Source organism: Nostoc sp. ChiQUE02 (assembly GCF_034531305.2).
Classification (GTDB): domain Bacteria; phylum Cyanobacteriota; class Cyanobacteriia; order Cyanobacteriales; family Nostocaceae; genus Nostoc.
Genome location: NZ_JAVRBN020000021.1, coordinates 32,860 through 53,214, shown reverse-complemented (window position 1 = coordinate 53,214; position 20,355 = coordinate 32,860). Strand labels below are relative to the sequence as shown.

14 protein-coding genes are annotated in these 20,355 nt (G+C 43.1%); 4 read left to right on the top strand and 10 right to left on the bottom strand.

What is annotated here, in order from left to right; genetic code table 11:
• Positions 1-578 precede the first annotated feature (578 nt).
• The 7 genes from RM347_RS21190 to RM347_RS21160 all read right to left on the bottom strand — a co-directional run bounded on the left by RM347_RS21190 (position 579) and on the right by RM347_RS21160 (position 11,221).
• Positions 579-1,697 (bottom strand): hypothetical protein, encoded by a 1,119-nt coding sequence (locus RM347_RS21190; RefSeq protein ID WP_322718307.1) that lies wholly within the window; start codon positions 1,695-1,697, stop codon positions 579-581.
• 405 nt (positions 1,698-2,102) lie between these two features.
• Positions 2,103-4,706 carry a HEAT repeat domain-containing protein gene (locus RM347_RS21185; protein WP_428850590.1) on the bottom strand — a complete coding sequence of 868 codons (2,604 nt, stop codon included), beginning with the start codon at positions 4,704-4,706 and terminating at the stop codon, positions 2,103-2,105.
• 81 nt (positions 4,707-4,787) lie between these two features.
• Positions 4,788-5,045 carry a hypothetical protein gene (locus RM347_RS21180; RefSeq protein ID WP_322715910.1) on the bottom strand — a complete coding sequence of 86 codons (258 nt, stop codon included), beginning with the start codon at positions 5,043-5,045 and terminating at the stop codon, positions 4,788-4,790.
• A gap of 280 nt (positions 5,046-5,325) precedes the next feature.
• A complete protein-coding gene (locus RM347_RS21175; RefSeq protein WP_322715909.1) occupies positions 5,326-5,712 on the bottom strand; it encodes an endonuclease domain-containing protein in 387 nt (128 codons plus the stop codon).
• A 215-nt stretch (positions 5,713-5,927) separates the two neighbouring features.
• A complete protein-coding gene (locus tag RM347_RS21170; protein ID WP_322715908.1) occupies positions 5,928-6,404 on the bottom strand; it encodes a hypothetical protein in 477 nt (158 codons plus the stop codon).
• Between the two features lie 133 nt (positions 6,405-6,537).
• Positions 6,538-9,684 (bottom strand): efflux RND transporter permease subunit, encoded by a 3,147-nt coding sequence (locus tag RM347_RS21165; protein WP_322715907.1) that lies wholly within the window; start codon positions 9,682-9,684, stop codon positions 6,538-6,540.
• A gap of 79 nt (positions 9,685-9,763) precedes the next feature.
• Positions 9,764-11,221: an efflux RND transporter periplasmic adaptor subunit gene (locus RM347_RS21160; protein ID WP_322715906.1), complete on the bottom strand. Its 1,458-nt coding sequence runs from the start codon at positions 11,219-11,221 to the stop codon at positions 9,764-9,766.
• 584 nt (positions 11,222-11,805) lie between these two features.
• Here RM347_RS21160 and RM347_RS21155 point away from each other — a divergent pair.
• Both RM347_RS21155 and RM347_RS21150 read left to right on the top strand, forming a co-directional pair.
• On the top strand, positions 11,806-12,687 hold the full coding sequence (locus RM347_RS21155) for an Npun_R2479 family HD domain-containing metalloprotein (protein WP_322715905.1): 882 nt from the start codon (positions 11,806-11,808) through the stop codon (positions 12,685-12,687).
• Between the two features lie 162 nt (positions 12,688-12,849).
• Positions 12,850-13,965, top strand: coding sequence for an ABC transporter permease (locus tag RM347_RS21150; RefSeq protein WP_322715904.1), 1,116 nt, complete (start codon positions 12,850-12,852; stop codon positions 13,963-13,965).
• 229 nt (positions 13,966-14,194) lie between these two features.
• On the opposite strand, the gene RM347_RS21145 is transcribed toward RM347_RS21150, so the two are convergent.
• Positions 14,195-15,949, bottom strand: a complete 1,755-nt coding sequence (locus RM347_RS21145; protein ID WP_428850589.1) for an AAA family ATPase — start codon at positions 15,947-15,949, stop codon at positions 14,195-14,197.
• Between the two features lie 905 nt (positions 15,950-16,854).
• Entirely contained in the window at positions 16,855-17,922 is a 1,068-nt protein-coding gene (locus tag RM347_RS21140) for a hypothetical protein (protein WP_428850588.1), read from the bottom strand.
• Positions 17,923-18,113: 191 nt separating this feature from the next.
• Between RM347_RS21140 and RM347_RS21135 the strand changes: the two genes are divergently transcribed.
• The gene (locus RM347_RS21135; RefSeq protein WP_322715901.1) at positions 18,114-18,656 is read left to right on the top strand and encodes a hypothetical protein; all 543 of its coding nucleotides are present in this window, start codon (positions 18,114-18,116) and stop codon (positions 18,654-18,656) included.
• 41 nt (positions 18,657-18,697) lie between these two features.
• Positions 18,698-19,303, top strand: a complete 606-nt coding sequence (locus RM347_RS21130) for a hypothetical protein (protein WP_322715900.1) — start codon at positions 18,698-18,700, stop codon at positions 19,301-19,303.
• A 16-nt stretch (positions 19,304-19,319) separates the two neighbouring features.
• Here the strand turns inward: RM347_RS21130 and RM347_RS21125 are convergent, their stop codons facing one another.
• Positions 19,320-20,345, bottom strand: a complete 1,026-nt coding sequence (locus tag RM347_RS21125) for an ABC transporter permease (RefSeq protein WP_292714796.1) — start codon at positions 20,343-20,345, stop codon at positions 19,320-19,322.
• Positions 20,346-20,355: the final 10 nt, after the last annotated feature.

Sequence of the window (20,355 nt, the reverse complement as noted above, 5' to 3'; positions counted from 1 at the left end):
AAATTTTGGTTTTGTGACTTAGGGGTAAGTTTTATCGTGCGCCCCTACACCCTGAGAATACAGATTTTTGATTGGGGAGGACGCCTCCACCGAACCCGCACTGGTTCGGAAAGGTGGACTAACAACAAGCCAACAAACTAGGAGCTAAAGGATGCCTCTTGTTTATTTTCCCTTTGCAAGTTTTGAGCGCTCTTAGCCAACTCATCCTACGGTAAGTCGCCCAAGCGTCTACAGATTTATCTCAATGTGCGGAGCCATTGCCGTGATAGTTATCTGAATCATAGAATCCATTTTTCGTGCCAAAAAACAAGCACGAAAGCGTAAATATAACTGTTAATCCAGCTAGAATCAGCTTTACATCCATTAGTTTGCTGCCCTTTACTCAAGACTTTCCTATATTAATTTAGTGCTTCCGCAATCAAACGCAATCACTAGAAAATCTTTACTATGCTTATGTGGATTGGGCAATAGGTAAATTTACCGCAATCAGTCAGATTGTAGAACCTTTCGGTTCACCTGTCTATCCATTTAGAAATGATATCGCGTCCAGGTAAAGACTGTTTTTAATTCAACAAAGGTCACTGCTTCCGGCGTACATAGCTAACTCCATCGAGCCAGATGACACTCTTGGGATCTTTCGGATCGGTGATTAAGATGCGACGCTCGCTTGAGCCATCGTCGTAGGTGATGTCCAGCGTCAGTCCTTCAACGCGATAGCGACCGCGCTGATTTGGTGCTGTGTTGCTAGTAGCGATCGATGTGCCACCGGACTGTGCGCGTCCACCGACACCGTTGCCGCGCACGACTCGGCCATCAGCCGAGAAGCGATAGTCCTGCCAAGCAGCGATGGATTGGTTGCCTCCGATCGCAACCGTCCCCGTGCCAGAGAGCGAGCGGAAGAGTCCGTCAAGCCTGAAGTCATTCGGCAATTTCGGATACGTCGTTTGGAAAGGTAACGCTTTCCAGCCGTCCTTTTGTGCAAGTTGCAGTTTGCCACCCTGACGACGCCAACGTGTCCATTCGTCCGGATTTACACCTTTGTGGGCTTCGAGACCGCCTCCGAAAGAAAGCCCTTCGACGTTGGTGAGCGCATCGCCGTTGCGAAAGAGGACAACGGGATAGATATCGAGGGCTATGAAGCCACCAATACCCATCTTCGGACGCGAATTGAAGCCAAAACTATCGATCTGAGCCACAATTTTGGCGTTCGATTGGGAAGAAACAATCGCAGGTGTGGCGGAAGGCGATCGCTCGGCCTTGTTGGGTGTTTTGGGGGGGTTGCTCACCGACGCGAGGAGTTGTGGTGACACCGTTGCAAACTGCGCGTCAGGTAGTTTTGACACCGACAATGCCGCAGTGCAGGCATCAAGATTGACGTACTGACCTGCGATCTTTTGAGTGATATTGGCTACAGCCTGGTCGAGTTGCTGCTTTTGGGTGGGGTAGCGATCGAGGTCGCGTAGGCGTATGCGGATCTGGGCGACACCGTTTGCGGTTTGCCACGCGTCGATCTTGGCAGCATCATTAGCAACGAAGCCACTACCCTGCTGGCATTTTGTGGCGTAGTAGTCGAATGTCATCACCGTCAGCGCCGCCTGCATGAATGCCTTACTCGTGATATCAATGTCTTGCGCGTAAGCACCCTGCGCCGCAACCAGTGAGACTAGCAGAGTCATGGCAATAACATTTACTTGCATACAATAAACACTCCCAGATCGTGACGCTAACGGTTGAATTGAGGGGCAGTAGATATTATGTTTTACGATTAATTGAAATTATCTCTGTTTTGTCCGCTCCTAATGATGTATTATCCGGCGATCGCTCGATCGCCGTAAAAATCCTCATCTAGAATCTGCTCAATCGAAAAAGGACTCCGAGTTATTCAACATTCCAGCTAGCACGAAAGTTTATTCGATCGTAGCGATGAAAGCGATCGCACTTAGAGCCAAGACGAATGGAATTGCCTGCGGCACACTGCGTGTAGCTTGCTTCACCATACGGTCTTTGAAGACGCGATAAATCGCGTCTCTACATGAGGGTTTTGTTGCTCATTCTGAACTGTATTGGGATTTAAATCCCTTACTCCACTGTTAAATTACGAATTATCTAGTTCGCAACAACTGCACAAAGGTATTACTCACTGTATTGTCTTTGGTGTCAGCGGCGTATTGAATCAATTCTTCCCGCAGTTTTTTGGCTGCATCTATCTCAAGTAAGGTTGCTAGTAAGAAGTAAACGCCACGAAAACGCGGGTCGCCCATTCTATCAACTAAGAGTCCTTCGGCGGCATCAGTTTCGCCGAGAAAGTTCTGCACTAAGAAGAAATCCATGATTTTATCGTGGCGGAAGTACCATTCTTTTTTGGCTTCGCCTTTTTCATCTTGCCACTGACGGCTGACTACCATCTTGTATTTCTCGTCTGACAAAGACATGGCGACTTGATAAAATTCATCTGCGGGTAAGGCTTGTTTGTCTGCGAGTCGCATTTCGTAGACGGCGGCGGAGAATTTCTTTAAGGGAAATTCTTGATTCCATTCTTTGAGGTATTCTGCCGCTATTAAATTGTATTGCTGTTCTTGCAGCCGAAATAAATTAGGGTGTTTGCCTTGTGATAACATCAGCGCTACCACAGTTAGATCCATTGGATTGGAAAGAATTCGGCGGACAGCATCTAACTCTTCTTTGGCCTGTGGCTGTTGGAAGACTTCTGTTAAATAGTTGGTGCAGGCTTTGGCGTAATCAGCACCTTGAAGTTGGGCATCTTTGGGGAGTCGCGGCTGACGGGATATCAAAAACTCTTGAATTTGTTGTTGTTCAAGGGGCTGCAATTTATATATCTTGGCTGTTGAGGGCGCTGTCCACTCTAGGGGCTGGGTTGTCATGATAATGTTGCCCCGGAAATAGCTTTCCACAAACTGGCAGATTTTGGCGCGGGTTTCGGCGGTGACTTCGTTGAGTCCGTCGATGCAGATGTCAATTGCACCACTGTAAATCAGGTTTTTTAAGAAGCCGGCATCTTGGGCTTGGCCGTGTAGCTTGTCTTGGATGGCTTCAATTACGCCTTTATGACACTTTTGGGCGGGGAGATAGACAAGAATTTGCTGGGAGTTTTTGACGAGATGGCGCAAAAACATCGACTTGCCTAAACCAGAATCGCCTTCTAAGACTATTTGCCCTTTGATACTGGGTAAGGCTGCGGTGACAGGGAGGATTTCTTCGGAAATGGGAATTTTGACTCTGGACTCTGGGAAGTATGATTGGTCATTAAAGTTATCTAAGCCTGCATCGGCTAATAGAGAAGGCTGGAACGGCTCAAACAGTTTGCGGCGCAGGAACGGAACCCAGGCAAGGAGAAAGCCGACATAGCCGACACCGAAAATTCGGCGTACCCACGGGTTCCAGAAGAAGATGGCTTGGACTTGGGGAAATTTGGGGTAGGCAAAGATGAGGGCTAGCCACAAGGCAGCATGGATGAGGATTGTATTTCTGGCGCGGACAAACCATCGCCACACCTCCAGATTATCTATAACTGACTGCACCGCATTAGCATGGGTGGATCTGACTTGTTTGAGGTTGTTGTAATGGCTTTGCAGTAAGAGAAGATTATCTAATTTCCAAGTCACCTTTTTGTTAGTGGCAACTTCGGAAATTTGCTTGGCTAAGTCTTCTCTTAATTCTGTAAACCCCTGAGTAGGTTCCCAGGCTTTGAGAAAAACCTCTAGTGTTGTCTTGCCCTGTTCGTGGGTAAGTTTAGGAGGAACTGCTTTTCTCTCAGGTTTGCCTACCCATGTGAGTAGCGTTTTTACTTCATCATTGCCACCACTAAGGAAATAAGTCAAAAACCGCCAATATTCAAAAGTTCCGTTGTCTTTAAGGCTTTCCTGGTTTGGTTCATAGATATAATTCAAAACTACAACAACCTCTTCCAACTTGAGTTGTTTTATATTTTCCAATGCCGATGCCGCACTGCCACGAATATATGAGTTAACCTTTTCATCCTTGAGGAAGTTAAGGATGTTAGGGATATACTTGGTAGCCGCCTCTCCCAGGTTGCCCAATGCCGATGCCGCACTGCGACGAACACCTGAGTCAACCTTTTCATCCTTGAGGATGTTAACGATGTCAGGGATATACTTGGTTGCCGCCTTTCCCAGGTTGCCCAATGCCGATGCCGCACTGCCACGAACAACTGAGTAAACCTTTTCATCCTTGAGGAAGTTAAGGATGTCAGGGATATACTTGGTTGCCGCCTCTCCCAGGTTGCCCAATGCCGATGCCGCACTGCCACGAATATATGAGTTAACCTTTTCATCCTTGAGGATGTTAAGGATGTCAGGGATATACTTGGTTGCCGCCTCTCCCAGGTTGCCCAATGCCGATGCCGCACTGCTACGAACAGATGAATCAACCTTTTCATCCTTGAGGATGTTGGCGGCTTTCTGGGCAATTTCCTCCGGTTTTTTAAGCAGAATTTTTAAATCTTGCGGCTTATATTCAGCTAATTTGTCAAAAGCATATCCCTTTACTTTGGGGTAGCTGTCGTCAAGGGCTGCTACTATGCCGTCAATCTGCCACTGTTGCGGTTTGGGTTTGGGGGTTTCTTTGGCGTTTACCCAAGGTAGACAGAGGAGGAAGGAGAAGATAAAGGCTAAAGCATAAAGGATAAAGGGAGAAGGCTTGCTGCTGTGGCGGGGTGTGGTGAGCATAATTTGGGGCAAGGCGGCAGATTACACGCGGTTATGGGTATAATACCAAGCTTGCAATTCCTAATTCCTGATTGAGAGCCTTTAATGTTCGTGGGCGAGTATTAAATACTCATTAACGAAGCTTTGATATTCATCGCCGAATGTTTGATATTCATCGCCGAATGTTTGATATTCGGCGACGAATGTTTGATATTCGGCGACGAATGTTTGATATTCGGCGACGAATGTTTGATATTCATCGCTGAATGTTTGATATTCATCGACGAAGCTTTGAGGTTCATTGCTGAATCTTTGAGGTTCATTGCTGAATCTTTGATGTTCATCGACCAAAAGATACATCTCGTTTTGCCAATTAGGAGACTCTCAATACGATTCGGTTAAGAGGATATTTGAAAAGTCCTCTGCTCGGTAGCAAATACTTTGAGATCCCCCTAAATCCCCCTTAAGAAGGGGGACTTTAAGATCTGTCCTCTGCTCAGTAGCAAATACTTTGAGATCCCCTAAATCCCCCTTAAGAAGGGGGACTTTAAGAGCTTTTTGCCCCCCTTTTTAAGGGGGGTTGGGGGGATCAAAAGCCTGTGGCGCAACTCTAGAAGACTTGTGTGTACACCGTAGCTTTTTAAGGGGTGCTAGGGGGGATCAGACGCTGTATCTGCTCACACACACTATCAAAGTGATTTAAAACTTGACTATTTGTAAACCTAATAATCTTTAAACCATAGCCTTCCAAAATGTTTGTTCTCTCTAGATCATAATCTTGACCTTCATCTGTAAAATGGCTATCCCCATCAACTTCAATCACTGTTTTTAAAGTAGGGCAGTAGAAATCAACTATGAAATGATTAATCGGTCGTTGTCTTAAAACCCGAAATTGAAAATTTATCAAATATTCATACCACAGCTTTTTTTCTGCTGGGGTCATATTTTTACGAAGTTCTTTCGCTCTTTCTACAAGCTTTGGATTGTAAGGTAAATGGTGATTGCTGCTATTGAGTTTGTTTGTCATATTTTCTAGTGTTTATACCCCCTACCCAATACTGCTTGGTTAAGGTGCATAGTTATTGGAGATCCCCCCTAACCCCCCTTAAAAAGGGGGGAACCGGAGTAAAGTCAAAGTTCCCCTTAAAAAAGGGGGAACTAGAATCAAAGTCCCCCTTTTTAAGGGGGATTTAGGGGGATCTCAAAGTATTTGCTACATCACTAAAGGCTTTTAAAAATCCTTTAAGAATCGACAGCAGCTTTGGCAGGTTTACTTTTTATAGCCTTAAAGCGATCGCCTAATTGTTGAGCTATACTTTTTAACCCTGGAGTTTTCTTAGCTGCTGTCTTGACGTAATCATAAACTGTCAAGCTGCTGCCCATTGCTTCGCTACCGACTGCCATTAGCGTATCATCTACTTGTTCTGTCAGTTGTTGCAGTCCAATCAACAGTTCGGTGAGGTTCGCGGCTAGTTGATAATCCCGGACAAACTCATCTAAATCGAAGCTGGCTGGTAAGATTTCCTTGTTAGACTGGGCAGCAATCAGGCTAGTGTTGACAAAAGCGAGTCTTTTATCGCCCATCTTAAATAACTTGCGTCGTTCTTCCACACTCAGGGTTACGAGAAAAGGCATCTTTGCTTGGATAGTCGCAAAGGCTGCTTTAATTTCTTGGATATCTGCTGGGGAAAGGGAAGCAGTGATGTTTTGGTAAGCCATTGGTTATTTACTCAGGTGAATCTGTTTGTTATGATTCCCAGTGGTAAATGCGATCGCACAATAGGCAGAGAGGCGGAAGCAATACGGTTCGGTTAAGGAGACGGCGATAAATCGCCGTCTCTACAATTAATTATTAACGCGATGGTTTCTTGCCAAAGCCATAGCGCAATGTATTCATAATCCAAGTTTGAAAGTTATCAATGTAGCTAAATATTACTGGCACTACCACCAGTGTCAGCAGGGTGGAAGTTGTGAAACCGCCCATAATGGCAATTCCCATTGGTTGGCGAACTTCAGAACCTGCGCCAATTCCCAATGCTAGGGGCAGAGTACCTGCGATCGTTGCCAAAGAAGTCATCATAATTGGGCGCAGACGTGATACGCCCGATTCTACGAGTGCCTGACGCTGGGTTTTGCCTTCCTGCATATTGATGATTGTGTAGTCAACTAACAGAATCGAGTTTTTGGTGACAATCCCCAACAGCAACACGACACCAATCAGGGCATAAAGTCCCAAAGGTTTTTGGGCAACCATCAACGCTACCAATGCGCCGCCTAAACAAAAGGGCAAGGCCGCCATAATCGATAATGGATGCAGGAAGTTGTTATACAGCAGCACCAGAATCGCATAGATACACATTAATGCCAGCCCTAATGCTCCGCCAAAGCGACCGAAAATGTCTTGCATAATTTTGGCACTGCCTGATGGTTGCTGTACTACTCCTGGCGGTAAGTTTTGCATTGCAGGTAGTTTGTTGATTGTCTGGACTGCCTCTCCTAAAGAAATTCCTTGCAAGTTAGCTTCTACGGCAACTTGACGGGCGCGATCGTAGCGGTTGATGGTAGCAGGGCCACTACCAAAGCGGATATCTGCCACTGCGACAAGGGGAACTAATCTGCCATTTTGACTGGGGACTTGGAGATTTGTGATTGTGTTGATGTCAGCCCGCGCTTCCGGGTCGATTTGCACACGAATGGGGATTTGGCGATCGCTCAAATTAAATTTTGCCAAGTTGGCCTCATTATCGCCGATGGTGGCAAGGGAAGCAGTCCGAGCGATCGCTTGCACTGTCACCCCCAAATCTGCTGCCCGTTGTGGGTTGGGAACGATCAAAATCTCTGGTTTAACCAAACTTGCAGTAGAAGACACTTCTACCAATCCAGTTATGGATCGCATCTGTTTTTCTAGCGCATCAGCAGCTTGATTCAATGCTTGGGGATTTTCACTCCTCAGAACAATTGATAAACCTTTACGGCTATCACCTGGTGACTGACTTTGAAAACTAATTCTAGCTCCTGGTATTTGCTCAAAGTCAGGGCGCACTTGTTCCTCAAACTGTTTTTGGGAAATATTCCGTTCTTCTCTGGGTTTGAGATTAATCGCAAGGGTTGCAGAATTGATCTCTTCCGTTGCTAGTACACGTTCAACTATTGGGTTTTGTCGGATGATGTCAGTCGCTTGTGTGACTACCTTGTTAACGTCTGACAAAGTCGAACCAGGAGGTAGTTCTATAGATACGTTAGAAATCCCGAAGTCGCCATCATCAACGAAACCCTTGGGGATTAAGGGAACCAGCGTCAGACTGGCAATAAAGAAAGCTAAAGCGATCGCCATTGTTGTCAATCTATGGCGTAACGCCCACTCCAAAAGCGATCTATAAGGTTGAAAGCGCCGACGCTTTTCAGTTCTGAGTTTTTTACTTCTGTTGCCGCTACCTGGAAGTGTAAATTTAAAATTAAAGAATTTTATTACTCCCCTACCCCCCTGCCCCTCTGCCCCTCTGCCCCTCTGCTCCCCTGCCTCCTTTAAAAGATACGCCCCCATCATCGGCGTAACCATCCGCGCGACAAGAGTTGAAAAAATTGTGGAAACGGCAACGGTAACCCCGAATGGTTGGAAAAATTGCCCCGGAATCCCCCCCATAAAGGCGACAGGCAGAAATACAGCAATAATCGTTGCTGAACTTGCTATTACCGCTAATCCTACTTCGTCGGAAGAGTCAAAAGCAGCTTCCCAAGCTGACTTACCCATAGCCATGTGCCGTTCCATGTTTTCAATTTCCACAACGGCATCATCTACCAAGTTGCCCACCGCCAGCGCTAATGCCAACAAAGTCATGTTGTTGAGAGTGTAACCAAGGGCTTGCTGCACTGCGAAGGTGGGAATTATTGATAGGGGCAAGGCAACAGCCGTAATTAATGTTGCTCGCCAGTCTCGTAAAAACACTAAAATAACGATGACTGCCAGCACCGAAGCTTGAATCAATTCATCAATGGTGCTTTGGTAAGATTGGCGGACAATATCGGCTCTAGTAAAAATTAAATCTAGCTTGACATCTGCGGGAAGGGTTTTTTCCAGTTGTTTGATTGCTGCTTTCACTCCTTCTTCGACTGTCACCAGAACGCTGCCAGTACTACGCAAGACTTGGAAAGCTACCACGGGTTGATTATTCAAGCGGGCAGCTTGGCGCACATCACCAAATTTATCTTCTATGGTTCCCAAGGTGGATAAGGGTACGGAACCACCTTGTGGTAAAAGGATTTCGTAGGTTTTCAACAGATCCACACTGGCGGCACTCCCTAAAGTGCGGATACTTTGTTCGCTACCACCAACTTCGGCGCGTCCACCGGGTAAGTTAATGTTCAAAGCGCGGATTTGATCGTTTACCTGAGTGGCAGTGATAGCTAGAGCTTCTAAGCGGTTTGGATTGAGGTTAATCCGAATTTCTCGGTCAACCCCACCCACACGCTGAATTTGTGCGACACCACGGACTCCCAATAAGGCGCGGCTAATGGTTTGGTCTACGAGATTGCTTAATTCTTCTACAGAACGCCGATCTGATTTAACTGCGTAAGTAATCACCGGGCCGCCGGCAAATTCTAGGCGTTCCACAATTGGGTCGTTGATATCTTGGGGTAAATCTTGGCGAATTTGAGCGATCGCATTCCGAACATCATTGGTGGCGCGATCGCTATCTGTACCCAAAACAAAATTGATTGTGGTCTTAGAATTCCCATCGCTGACGGTGGAAATCATATAATCGATATTGCCCAACCCCGCGACGGCATCTTCAATTTTTTTCGTCACTTGGGATTCTAGTTCTGCTGGGCCTGCACCTGGTTGGGTGACTTTTATTAAAACTGTTGGTACATCAATATTTGGGTTAGTATCAATCCCCAAGGATATGAAGGAGAACCAACCAACTACTGTCAAAATTAAAAATAAAACTATTGTGGGAACAGGTTTTTTGATCGACCAAGCTGAGATATTAAAGGACATTGGGAAATTTTAGATTTTGGATTAGTCATTTGTCATTGGTCATTTGTCATTGGTTATTTCTTCTCATTCCCTATTCCATTCAATTTGTGACTCGAACCCGATCGCCATCTTTGAGATAGCCTGCACCATCAACTACGACGCGATCGCCCAACTGTAACCCACTCTTGATTTCCACTTTGTCGCCATTACCAGGATCTCCTAACTCTACTTTCTGGCTGCGGACTGTATTTTCACCCGACAAGATAAATACAATTACACTTGAGTCTGCTTGGGATTGCACTGCTTTTTGCGGCACCACCATCCGCATCCCTGAGTTCGTAGTAATTGCTGCACTAGCAAACATCCCTGGTTTAAGTAAAGTTGTTGGCGGTAGGTCAATTTTTACCGTAGCCTCCCGTCTTTGATCGTTCACCTGTGGTTGTATGTCCCTGACTCGTCCCTGCGATCGCACGCGCCGATCGACATCAGAAGTAATTTGCACGGATGCGCCAATTTTCACTTGATTTAGTTGAATTTCGGGCACCTTCGCCTGAAGTTCTAATTTTTCATCTCGGATAATCGAAAATAGCTTTTGTGTGCCACCAATCACGGTTCCAACCTGAGTTTGTGGCGGCACACCAGTCACATCACCTACTCTGGCAAGTTTCTCGGCGATTACTCCAGAAACAGGCGATCGCACCACAGTTTGTCCCAACTGAGTTTGTAGTTGTTGCACCTTAGCAGCACTGCTGCGAACATCGGCTTTGGCTTTGTTGATGATCGCTTGGGCGTTACCAATATTAGCTTGAGCGCTGCCGATATTGGCCTGGGCACTACGCACATTTTCTTGGGACAGATTCACAACTTCTATGGCAGTTTTCACTGCGTAGGAACGAGTATCGAGTTCTTGCTTACTAATCGTTCCAGAGTCAGCGAGTTGTTGATAGCGCTGATAATTCTTGGCTGCTTCTTCTAACTTCGCCTTAGCTTGAGCTAAATCTGCTTGTTTTTGTTGGACTATGGCTTTATTTGATGCCAAATCTGCCTGCTTGGCTGCTAAATCTGCTTGTTTTGATTCCACATCTGCTTGTTTTGATTCCACATCTGCTTTTGCTTGGCTAATTTGGTTTTGCAGTATGGAACCATCCAACACTGCCAACACTTGACCTTTTTTGACAAAAGCCCCTTCTTTTACATCTTCAGGGATGCTTTTGATTTGTAAGCCGTTTGTCTGCGGTAGCACTGGAATTAAATCACGTGCTGCAACAGTCCCAGTAGTTTTGAGGGTACGGAAAACACGGGCAGTTTCTACTGTGGCGATGGTAACTGTCATGGTTGGGTTAACTTTTTTATCCGCTACCGCGCTTTGTTGACGGGATGGAAGACGACTTAATATACCCATCCCACCCAAGGCGATCGCGATTCCTAAACCAGCACCCAAGAATAATGGCTTCAACCATGCCCTGGTTGGTTTTTGAGCTGATTTGCTCGAAAAGCTAGCATCTTCAGAGGATACAGGTTCTTTCACTTCGACTTCTGAAACACTTTCATCGCTCACAGTCCCACCTCCACTTTCTGTCTATGCATACCAATCTTGGTATTTTCTTAAGAAAACTTAAAATTTATTTACTTCATATCAACTATGACGCATTTCATAGTAAATGTCTTTCAAATGCAACCGTATAAAATATAGTTATCTTGCTAAGAGTAATTACTACTAAATAGTGCTTAAACATCTAATGTAGATTATGATACAAAAAATATCTCATCTTCATATAATTACTCTAGGTCACACACCAGATGTATTTAGATCACTGTCAACCAATCCTTAGATATGAAAAACTGATGAAGCTAATCTAGATTTATTTAATAAAAATTCAACTTGCAATTGTACTATTTAATACTAATAAAAATACTTTTTTACGCAAGCTATAATTCCTCTAAAGCCTTTGTGTTGCCCGGAAGCCATGCAGTACCATGTCAGCCAAGTATAAGTCAAGCTAGCGTCCACAGCGACACGTGAGTTACAAAGGAGCAAACTCAAACTCCATTGCCCTAAATTCCAGCAAGGGTGGCCCTGATTATGGAATTTTGAAATCAATCAAATCAATAAATAATTGGTATTTACCAGAGTAACCAGATATGTTCAATGCAACTGAAATTTTAATTGATGCCTTTGTAAATGAAATTCGAGAAGGCTACCGTCGCACCTACGGCTGCTTTAAAAATGATTATCAGGACATTATCGCCTGGGCTGGTAACATGGCTTTGGAAAACATTGCCAATAGTGACGCCCTTTATCACAATGTTGAACACACTGTCTTAGTCGCCCTGGTGGGGCAAGAAATTTTACGTGGAAAACACATCAGAGAAGGCGGTGTTTCCAGTGAAGACTGGTTGCATTGTATTATTTCCTTAGTGTGTCATGATATTGGCTACGTTAAGGGAGTTTGTCGGCAAGACCGAGAAACAGCAAACTTATATGCCACAGGTAAAAATGGCAGAATGATTACTGTGGCTGCTGGCGCTTCTGATGCTAGTCTGACGCCGTATCATGTTGATAGAGCCAAGCTTTTTATTGATGAGCGTTTTGGAGGTCACAAGTTAATAGATGCTGAGGCAATTAAGAGCAATATTGAACTGACTAGATTTCCCGTGCCTGCGGCAGAAGATCATCAAGATACAAGGTGTTTTGCAGGATTAGTACGTGCTGCTGATTTGATTGGTCAACTAAGCGACCCGCGTTACCTGAAGAAAATTACTTCTTTATTTTACGAGTTTGAAGAAACTGGGGTAAATAAAGTTTTGGGCTATAAAACTCCTGCCGATTTACGTAATAACTACGCTAAGTTTTACTGGAATGGCGTCTATCCCTATATCCAAGAGGGACTGCATTATTTATCACTAACACAGCAGGGAAAACAAATTCTTGCTAATCTCTACTCAAACGTGTTTGTTGTGGAACATGAAAAACAACAGGAAGAACAGCAGCGGTATTTAGAGAAGTTAGGAGTTGGAAGTTAGGAGTTATTCAATTTTGGATTTTAGATTTTAGATTTTTCTTTCAATCTAAAATTCAAAATCCAAAATTGGCAGACTTAGAAGTTAAGAACTATTAATGATGAATTATGAATTAAAATAAAAGCTTAATTACTCATAGCTCATAACTTATAACTCCTAACTACTATGGATTGGTGGCGAAGACTGAAGAAAAATCCTTTGGCACGATTTGGGGCAATTTTACTGTTGATTTTTTACATAGCAGTAATTGCAGCTGATTTTGTAGCGCCTTATGACCCCTATGCCTCACAGCCTAATGGTTCACTGTTGCCACCAACTAAGATCCACTGGGTTTCTCAGTCAGGGCAGTTTATTGGCCCCTATATTTATCCGACGACTCAGGGAGATACTAATTTAGAAACAGGCGATCGCCAACTCATTGTAGACTCAACAAAGCCTTCACCTCTGCGTCTATTTGTCTCCGGGCCAGAATACCGATTGTTGCAGATGAGTTTGCCATTACCACCGAAGTGGGATGAAGTCACAATTTTTCCTGGTATTCCCTTAAATTGGCATTTATTTGGCACAACAACTGGCGCAAAGTTCAACATCTTGGGTACTGATGACCAAGGCCGCGACCAATTCAGTCGCTTGCTGCATGGCGGTCGCATCAGTATGTTTATCGGGATTTTTGGCATTATCATTACCTATCCCCTCGGTTTGCTCATTGGGGGAATTTCTGGCTATTTCGGCGGTGTGACTGATAGCATCATTATGCGCTTGGCAGAAGTACTAATGACTTTCCCTAGTATTTATCTTTTGGTGACTTTGGGAGCAGTTTTACCACCTGGTTTAAGCAGTACCCAGCGCTTCTTGCTGATTGTGGTGATTACTTCGGTTATTAGCTGGGCTGGTTTAGCACGGGTCATTCGGGGACAAGTATTATCAATTAAAGAGCGAGAATTTGTTCAAGCGGCACGCGCAATGGGCGGGAATCCAATTTATATTATCCTCCGCCACGTTTTGCCGCAAACGGCTAGTTATGTAATTATCTCTGCTACTCTTGCAATTCCCAGCTTTATTGGCGCAGAAGCGATACTGAGTCTTATCGGTTTGGGAATTCAACAACCAGACCCCTCTTGGGGCAATATGCTTTCTCTGGCAAGCAATGCTTCAATTTTGGTACTGCAACCTTGGTTAATTTGGCCGCCGGCTGTGCTGATTATCCTCACAGTGCTAGCATTCAATCTACTCGGTGATGGGCTGAGAGATGCACTTGACCCGCGCAGTTTAAGAAGATAAGCACTCAATAATAGCGAATGCGATCGCCAAATAAGCAAATGGAGTCGCCGAACAAGCAAATGCGATCGCTGAAGTAACAAATGCGAACTCCGAAATAACAAATGCGAACGCCGAAGTAACAAATGCGAACGCCGAAATAGCAAATGCGAACGCCGAAGTAACAAATGCGAACGCTGAAATAACAAATGCCAAATGCGTAGACGTAGCTAGCCGTAGGTATTGCTTTACTCTACTGCTGCAAAACCCAACGCCGAAAAAGTTCTACGATAATCCGCCAGCTTCCCTGAGTTTCTTCAACAACATCATGACGCTTCAGAGTATTCAGCGCTTCCTGTAAATCGGCGTTGTTCATATTTGTAGATTGAGCTAAGGCATCCAAACTTAACCCCTCCGTGTGAGGTGCAAGTACCCGTAGAATTGCTTGTTGACCCTCAACACTCCGTGCTGCCTGACCCCAAACCCCAGTAAAATAGTAGCGTCCCTGCTTGAAAAACCCAGGTTCATTGATAACTACTTCCACATCTTCTACCGTGAAAACTGGGTCACGGGGTTTTCCTTGCTCAAAAACAAAGTTATTGTAGCGGCGCACTAGCTGAAAACCCAGCAGTTGTACTAAATATGGTTGACCATGTGTTAGGGCGTAGATTTCATCTAAGGCTTCCAAAGTGTAGTCGAGGGGGAAATCATCACCTGGGTTAGCTAAAATTTGGCGAGTAGCTGCGCGTTCTTGAAAGCCAACATGGATGGGGATGACACTGGCAAAGAATGGTTGGAAGTAATCTGTTGTCATCTCTTCTAAGGTGTGCAAACCAGCAAAAGCAAAAGCGATTTTAGAACTCATTTGCACTAACCCTCGCAGAAAACCCATAAAGTCCACAGGGATTTTTTTCGCTTCAATCAAATCTTCAATTTTCTCGAATTCGTCTAAGGCGATGATTAACCCACCATCTAGTTGTGCTTCAACCTGCTTTAAATAACGTTCAAAAGTCCGGTAGGGGAGATTTAGTAAATCAGTGTCAGCTGGCGGTGGAAGTTTTACAGTTTGAGAAATTTCATCACAAATTGCCATCAGCACCTCACCAACTCCTTGGGGGCTATCTCCCAAACGTAGAAGGTTAACATAAGCTAGCTGTATTTTTGACTCTAAACGGCTAGCAACATTAACTAGAATAGAGGTTTTGCCCATGCGTCTGTGACCATAGAGAACTACAGATTGGAGTTGATGATCCATAATCCATAATTCCTCTAGCTGTCTCATCACGTCTTCTCGCCCAACAAACCGCTTGCCCTCAACTGGATTACCTACAATGTAGGGATTACGTACATGCTCAGTAATTGAATTCTCCTTTAACTTCTCAGCTACTCGTAGCAAAGATTTCTCCCAAGAACTGGCAATTAACTGTACTATTCTTATATCAGCATATTGAAGTAAACTATTAGTCTTTTCTGAAAGAGTTTTTAACTTCTGCAAAGCTTGGTTAAGAGCAAAAGAACGGGATACAGGAGATGCACTTCTTTGGATGGTACGAGCATCCTGAATGATTGAAACAAGATAATCAAGAGCTTCCCAAGTACTATAGCGGAGTAGAGGTGCTGGAGGAATTACTGGTGATTGAAGCATAGCAATAGTTACTAATTCATCAGCATCTAAAAAAGCAGCAAGGGTTTGAGTTAAAGTCAACATTTCCTCACCGTAAGGACAAGAACGAACTTGATAAAAAGCTTTAATCGCCTCTTGAAGACATCCCTTTTCTCTATATTCTTCACCCCAATAGTCATTAATTTTATACAGTTCCCAAAAACCATATAAAGCAGCATGATATGGACTATCAAAACGGATGTTTGAATATGACTCTAGATTTCCTTCCCAAGTATAGCGGAGTTGTTCTAGATGTTCAGATGATAACTGCGATAAGCGTAATAAAAGTTGTTCTGGAGGTGTTTTTGCAAGGGCGCGATTAATAGCCTCAGTAACGACGAACAATTGGAGACTGTAAGCTAAAATTTGATTGATGTTGTAAAGGCCACTTTCCCAATCATGCAGCAGCCAGTTTGTTAATTGAGGTGATAGATGCGGAAGTCTGAGTGAAGTTATATGAGCAACTAGCCTGCTTTTTCTGCTAGGAATTAGTTGAGATAGGAGAATATTAATCAGCCAATCATCTAGCCTATGCGTTGCTAAGTCATTTGCTATGTAAAATGCTATAAAAAAATTTATTAAACTTATTGCAATAATATTTAAGAGAGATATTCTAAAAAATAATACTATTGTAAAAATAAAAACTACACGACTAATCCAAACTTTTACTAATTTTCTGATAGAATTAAATTTATTATTATTATTATTTTTATAATCTAGACTTCTAATGACACCATTCATTAGGCCAAATAATATACCAAAAGCCACATTATTTTCTGCTTTAAAGGATAGATTAATTTCATCTATGCCTGTATTAATAAGAACATCTATGTTTCCAGGAAGTACACTTAAAACACAGCCCAGCATTATATTTAAACCTATAAAATTTCCAAGCCAGTGTACTTTCTCTATTTGATGATCTAAGTCAGAAAAAAAGTTGCCTAAGTAACCTATACTAAAAAATACACTTATTATGACACTCTGCCAATTAAATGGAAACTTTGTATTTTTAAGAAGAATATTGAGAAAATAGTTACTAAATATTACTAATAGCCAACTTTGTATAGCTAACTGAAGTTGAATATGATTATAACGTTGTTGACTTCTGAAGGTATCCACATACCACTGCAAAGCTTGCGGAAAGAAAAACACCCAATACAGTAGCCGCAAATAGTCCAACGGATTCCATAAAGACAAAGGTTGTCTAAGATTAGGAGCTAAGTTTAAGCGAGGAACAGAGTGGTTTTGGCTCATTGTAGATATTCTACATATTGGGCATAAGTTTGATGGCAGAGTTGCATCAATCGCTGGGGATGACCACCACTTTCTTGTACAAGTTCTTCTATTTCTTCCCTAGTAAAACTTACAGAAGTCATACTTAGACGAGATGCAATAAAAGCACGGATAGTATTTTCGTCCCAAGGTTCAATGTTTTCTTCTTGACAAATACCTTCTAGCGGTGATGTATTACCTTGATTGTGACTATCGTTAAACAATTCATTCAATGGTACACGAGCAGCAAGAATCAGCCGAAAAAAAGGATCGCTCCCCTCTGCTAAACCGCGCAGTTGTTCAAACACATGGCGAGAAAACCCTTTTGAGGTGATATTGCCTACATTATCTGTAGCTAGAATAATTCTACAATTTCGTAAATTGCGGGCTAGCATATGACCTTTACTGTTAGGAATGCCAATTTCGTTACATAAAGCACTGTAGAAGTCATCTTCATCATCAACCAAATTCAAGTCTAAAAATACTGCTTGACAAGGCGATTCAACAAAAGTTTTTACTTGTTGGCAAATTCTCCATAGCAGAGAGGATTTACCGAGACCCTTCTTGCCTATAAGTGCAATACTACTACCACTGTTAAATGCTTCAAATATGCGTCGCATTTCTCGTTCTCGTGCAAAGAACTGCTGCGGATTTACTCTGCCTTGTAGGGGAATAAAAGGATTATAATTTTGCTGTGGAATGGAAGTAGGCTCTGATTCATCTTGTTGAGCTAAATTAGTTGGTTCTGCAATTGATTTTTGTAAAGATAAAACTTGTGCATAAAGCTGTTGATATTGATGTTCTATTGGGTTTTTAAAATTTCTCTTACTAACTTTTATTCCTATCTCTTCTGTAATCTTTTTGCATAAGTTTGCACCTGCCTCTCTCAAATGTTGTTCGCTGTAATCAACCTGACTAGCAATATCTTTGTAACTCTTATGCTGCCATATTCCTAAAAAGAGGCTGGTTTCCAAGTCATTTAAGACTTGCTTATTCTTTTTTACAAACATATTATTAATGAATTCCAATGCTTCTTTTGAGTTCATTCGACTGACTTGAACTGGCAGAGTAAATTTTAAAATCAGCTATTAGCGTAATACTTTACCCTACAAACCTACATTTGCCTACTTTCCCTTACAACAATTTAATCACTCAAGCTTCCTACTAGCGCCTACCTATAGAGTCTGTGTCTCAAGTGATGATGGTTTTACAGCACAAAAGTTGAGGAGTTTGAGAAATGACAACTTTTAGACAACAGCTTGCACTTGCTCTTATCGCTGCCACTGCCACCATAGCAGCTGCCGGAGTGCCTGCCATTATGGGGCTTGGGAACAAACCTTCTCTAGAGTTACCCTCTGTCACCGCCACTTCTACAACGTGTGATAAAGTTACTGTGGCTAAAGTATGCGTTGATAATCTTACAGTGCAGTTTAATAGCAACGAACCTCAGCAAGTAAAAAATCGCGATCGCATACCTCTAAAAGCTGGAGATACTCTAAGATTATCAAATCTAACCTATTGCATACCATCGAAAGCTCCGGTCAATCGAGTAGAAGTAAAAGTTTTTCTGTTTCCAAATGGAGTTGAGAGTTATAAAAATGGACTTTTCACTCCTAGTAACTTCCCGATTAATGCTGCTTGTCATAATATTGGTAATTTCCAACAAACTTTGACGCTTAAGCCAGGACAGCACCGAGTTAGTATACCTATTATCAAATATGTTGGCAGCAACAGAATTGTTGACGGTGGTTTCTACTTTGACTTGGATGTTGGACGGTAATTTCAGTCTTCTATTTAAAAGCGAAAGAGAGTAATAGTTTTATGGCTTACAGCGAGTTTAGTTTAGCTAAAGCAAAACAAGACTTTAGTTTAAGCACATTAGAAAAACGCAATATCTTCGCTGGTGTTTCTGAATTAACAGCGAGTAACTTACTTGTAGAAACACTCAACTATAACCTGGATATCGCTTTAGGAAGTAATAGTGAAAAAGCTCGTTCCGAGTTAATTATTGCTCCAATTTTAGTTGATTTACGCCGACAATTACACGAACAAGTTAGTTTATTTTCTGGAGTAGATTTTACTGTCGATAATAGCAAAGGATTAAACGGCACTTGCGATTTTATTATTACTAAATCTCCAGAAATTCTCATTTTGACAGCACCAGTAATTACAGTTGTAGAAGCTAAAAAAGAAAATATTAATGGGGGTTTAGGTCAGTGTGCGGCGGAAATGGTAGCAGCCCAAATTTTTAATGAGCAAGCTGCAAGCGAGATTAAAACAATTTACGGAGCAGTCACAACGGGCAGTATTTGGCAATTCCTGAAACTAGAAGAACAAACATTGACTATTGATTTAAGCGAATATTATCTCAAAGATGTGAACAAAATTCTTGGGATTTTAGCCAGTGGTATTTCTCAAGAAATTTAACAAAATGTCCAACAGCTTAATATCGAATTCGCGGATCTACATAAGCATTTAAAATATCAATCAAAATGCTGGCACTCACAACGATCGCACCAAAAAAGACTAGCACTCCCTGGACTGTGGGATAATCGCGATCAGCGATCGCTTGATACAGTCGATTTGCTAACCCAGGCCAAGAAAATGTCACCTCTGTCAAAATCGCCCCACCTAACAGAGACGCAAAGGTTAATCCCAAGACTGTAATCACTGGAATTAGCGCATTTTTTAAAGCGTGGGAGGCTAAAATCTTATTTTCACCAATACCTCTGGCTCTAGCTGCTTCTACATAATCGGCTTGCAAGGTTTGCTTTAAATTCACTCGCACAATTCGCTCAAAAATTCCACTGAGCAAAATTCCTAGTGTGAGACTCGGTAGGGCAAGATGGTGCAAAGATGTGAAAAACTGGGTAAAATTTCCACCGAGTAAGCTGTCAATTGTATACAATCCAGTCACAGGAGTAGGCGCTGGAAGATTGGGCGGAAAGCGGTTGGAATTAGGAAACCAACCCAGTTGGACTGAGAAAATCAACTGCAAAAGCATTCCCGCCCAAAACATGGGGAGTGCGTAGGTGATGATCCCAAATAAGCGCCCACCGACATCAAAATATGTCCCAGGACGAGAGGCAGAAAGAGTCCCAACCGCAATTCCGACGATGAGTGCAACCGCCATACTACACACTGCTAACTCCACCGTCGCTGGGAAATATTGCCCAATTATGTCCCAAACATTCTGTCCGCGACTCATTAAAGATGTTCCCAAGTCAAAGCGCAGTATGCTTCCCAAATAATTTAGGTACTGTAGCCAGAGGGGAAGGTTTAAACCTAGTTGTTTTCGCAATTCTTCTTTAGCAGCTTCTGGCGCACGTCCACCGAGAATTGCATCTGCTGGATCTCCTGGTGTTGCTCTTAGTAAGAGAAATACAATGGTGATGATCGTTAATAGCTGAAGAGGCGCGAGAAGCAACCGAGAAACAATGTAATATTGTAAAGCTTTAGAACGAGACATAAGCAATTCA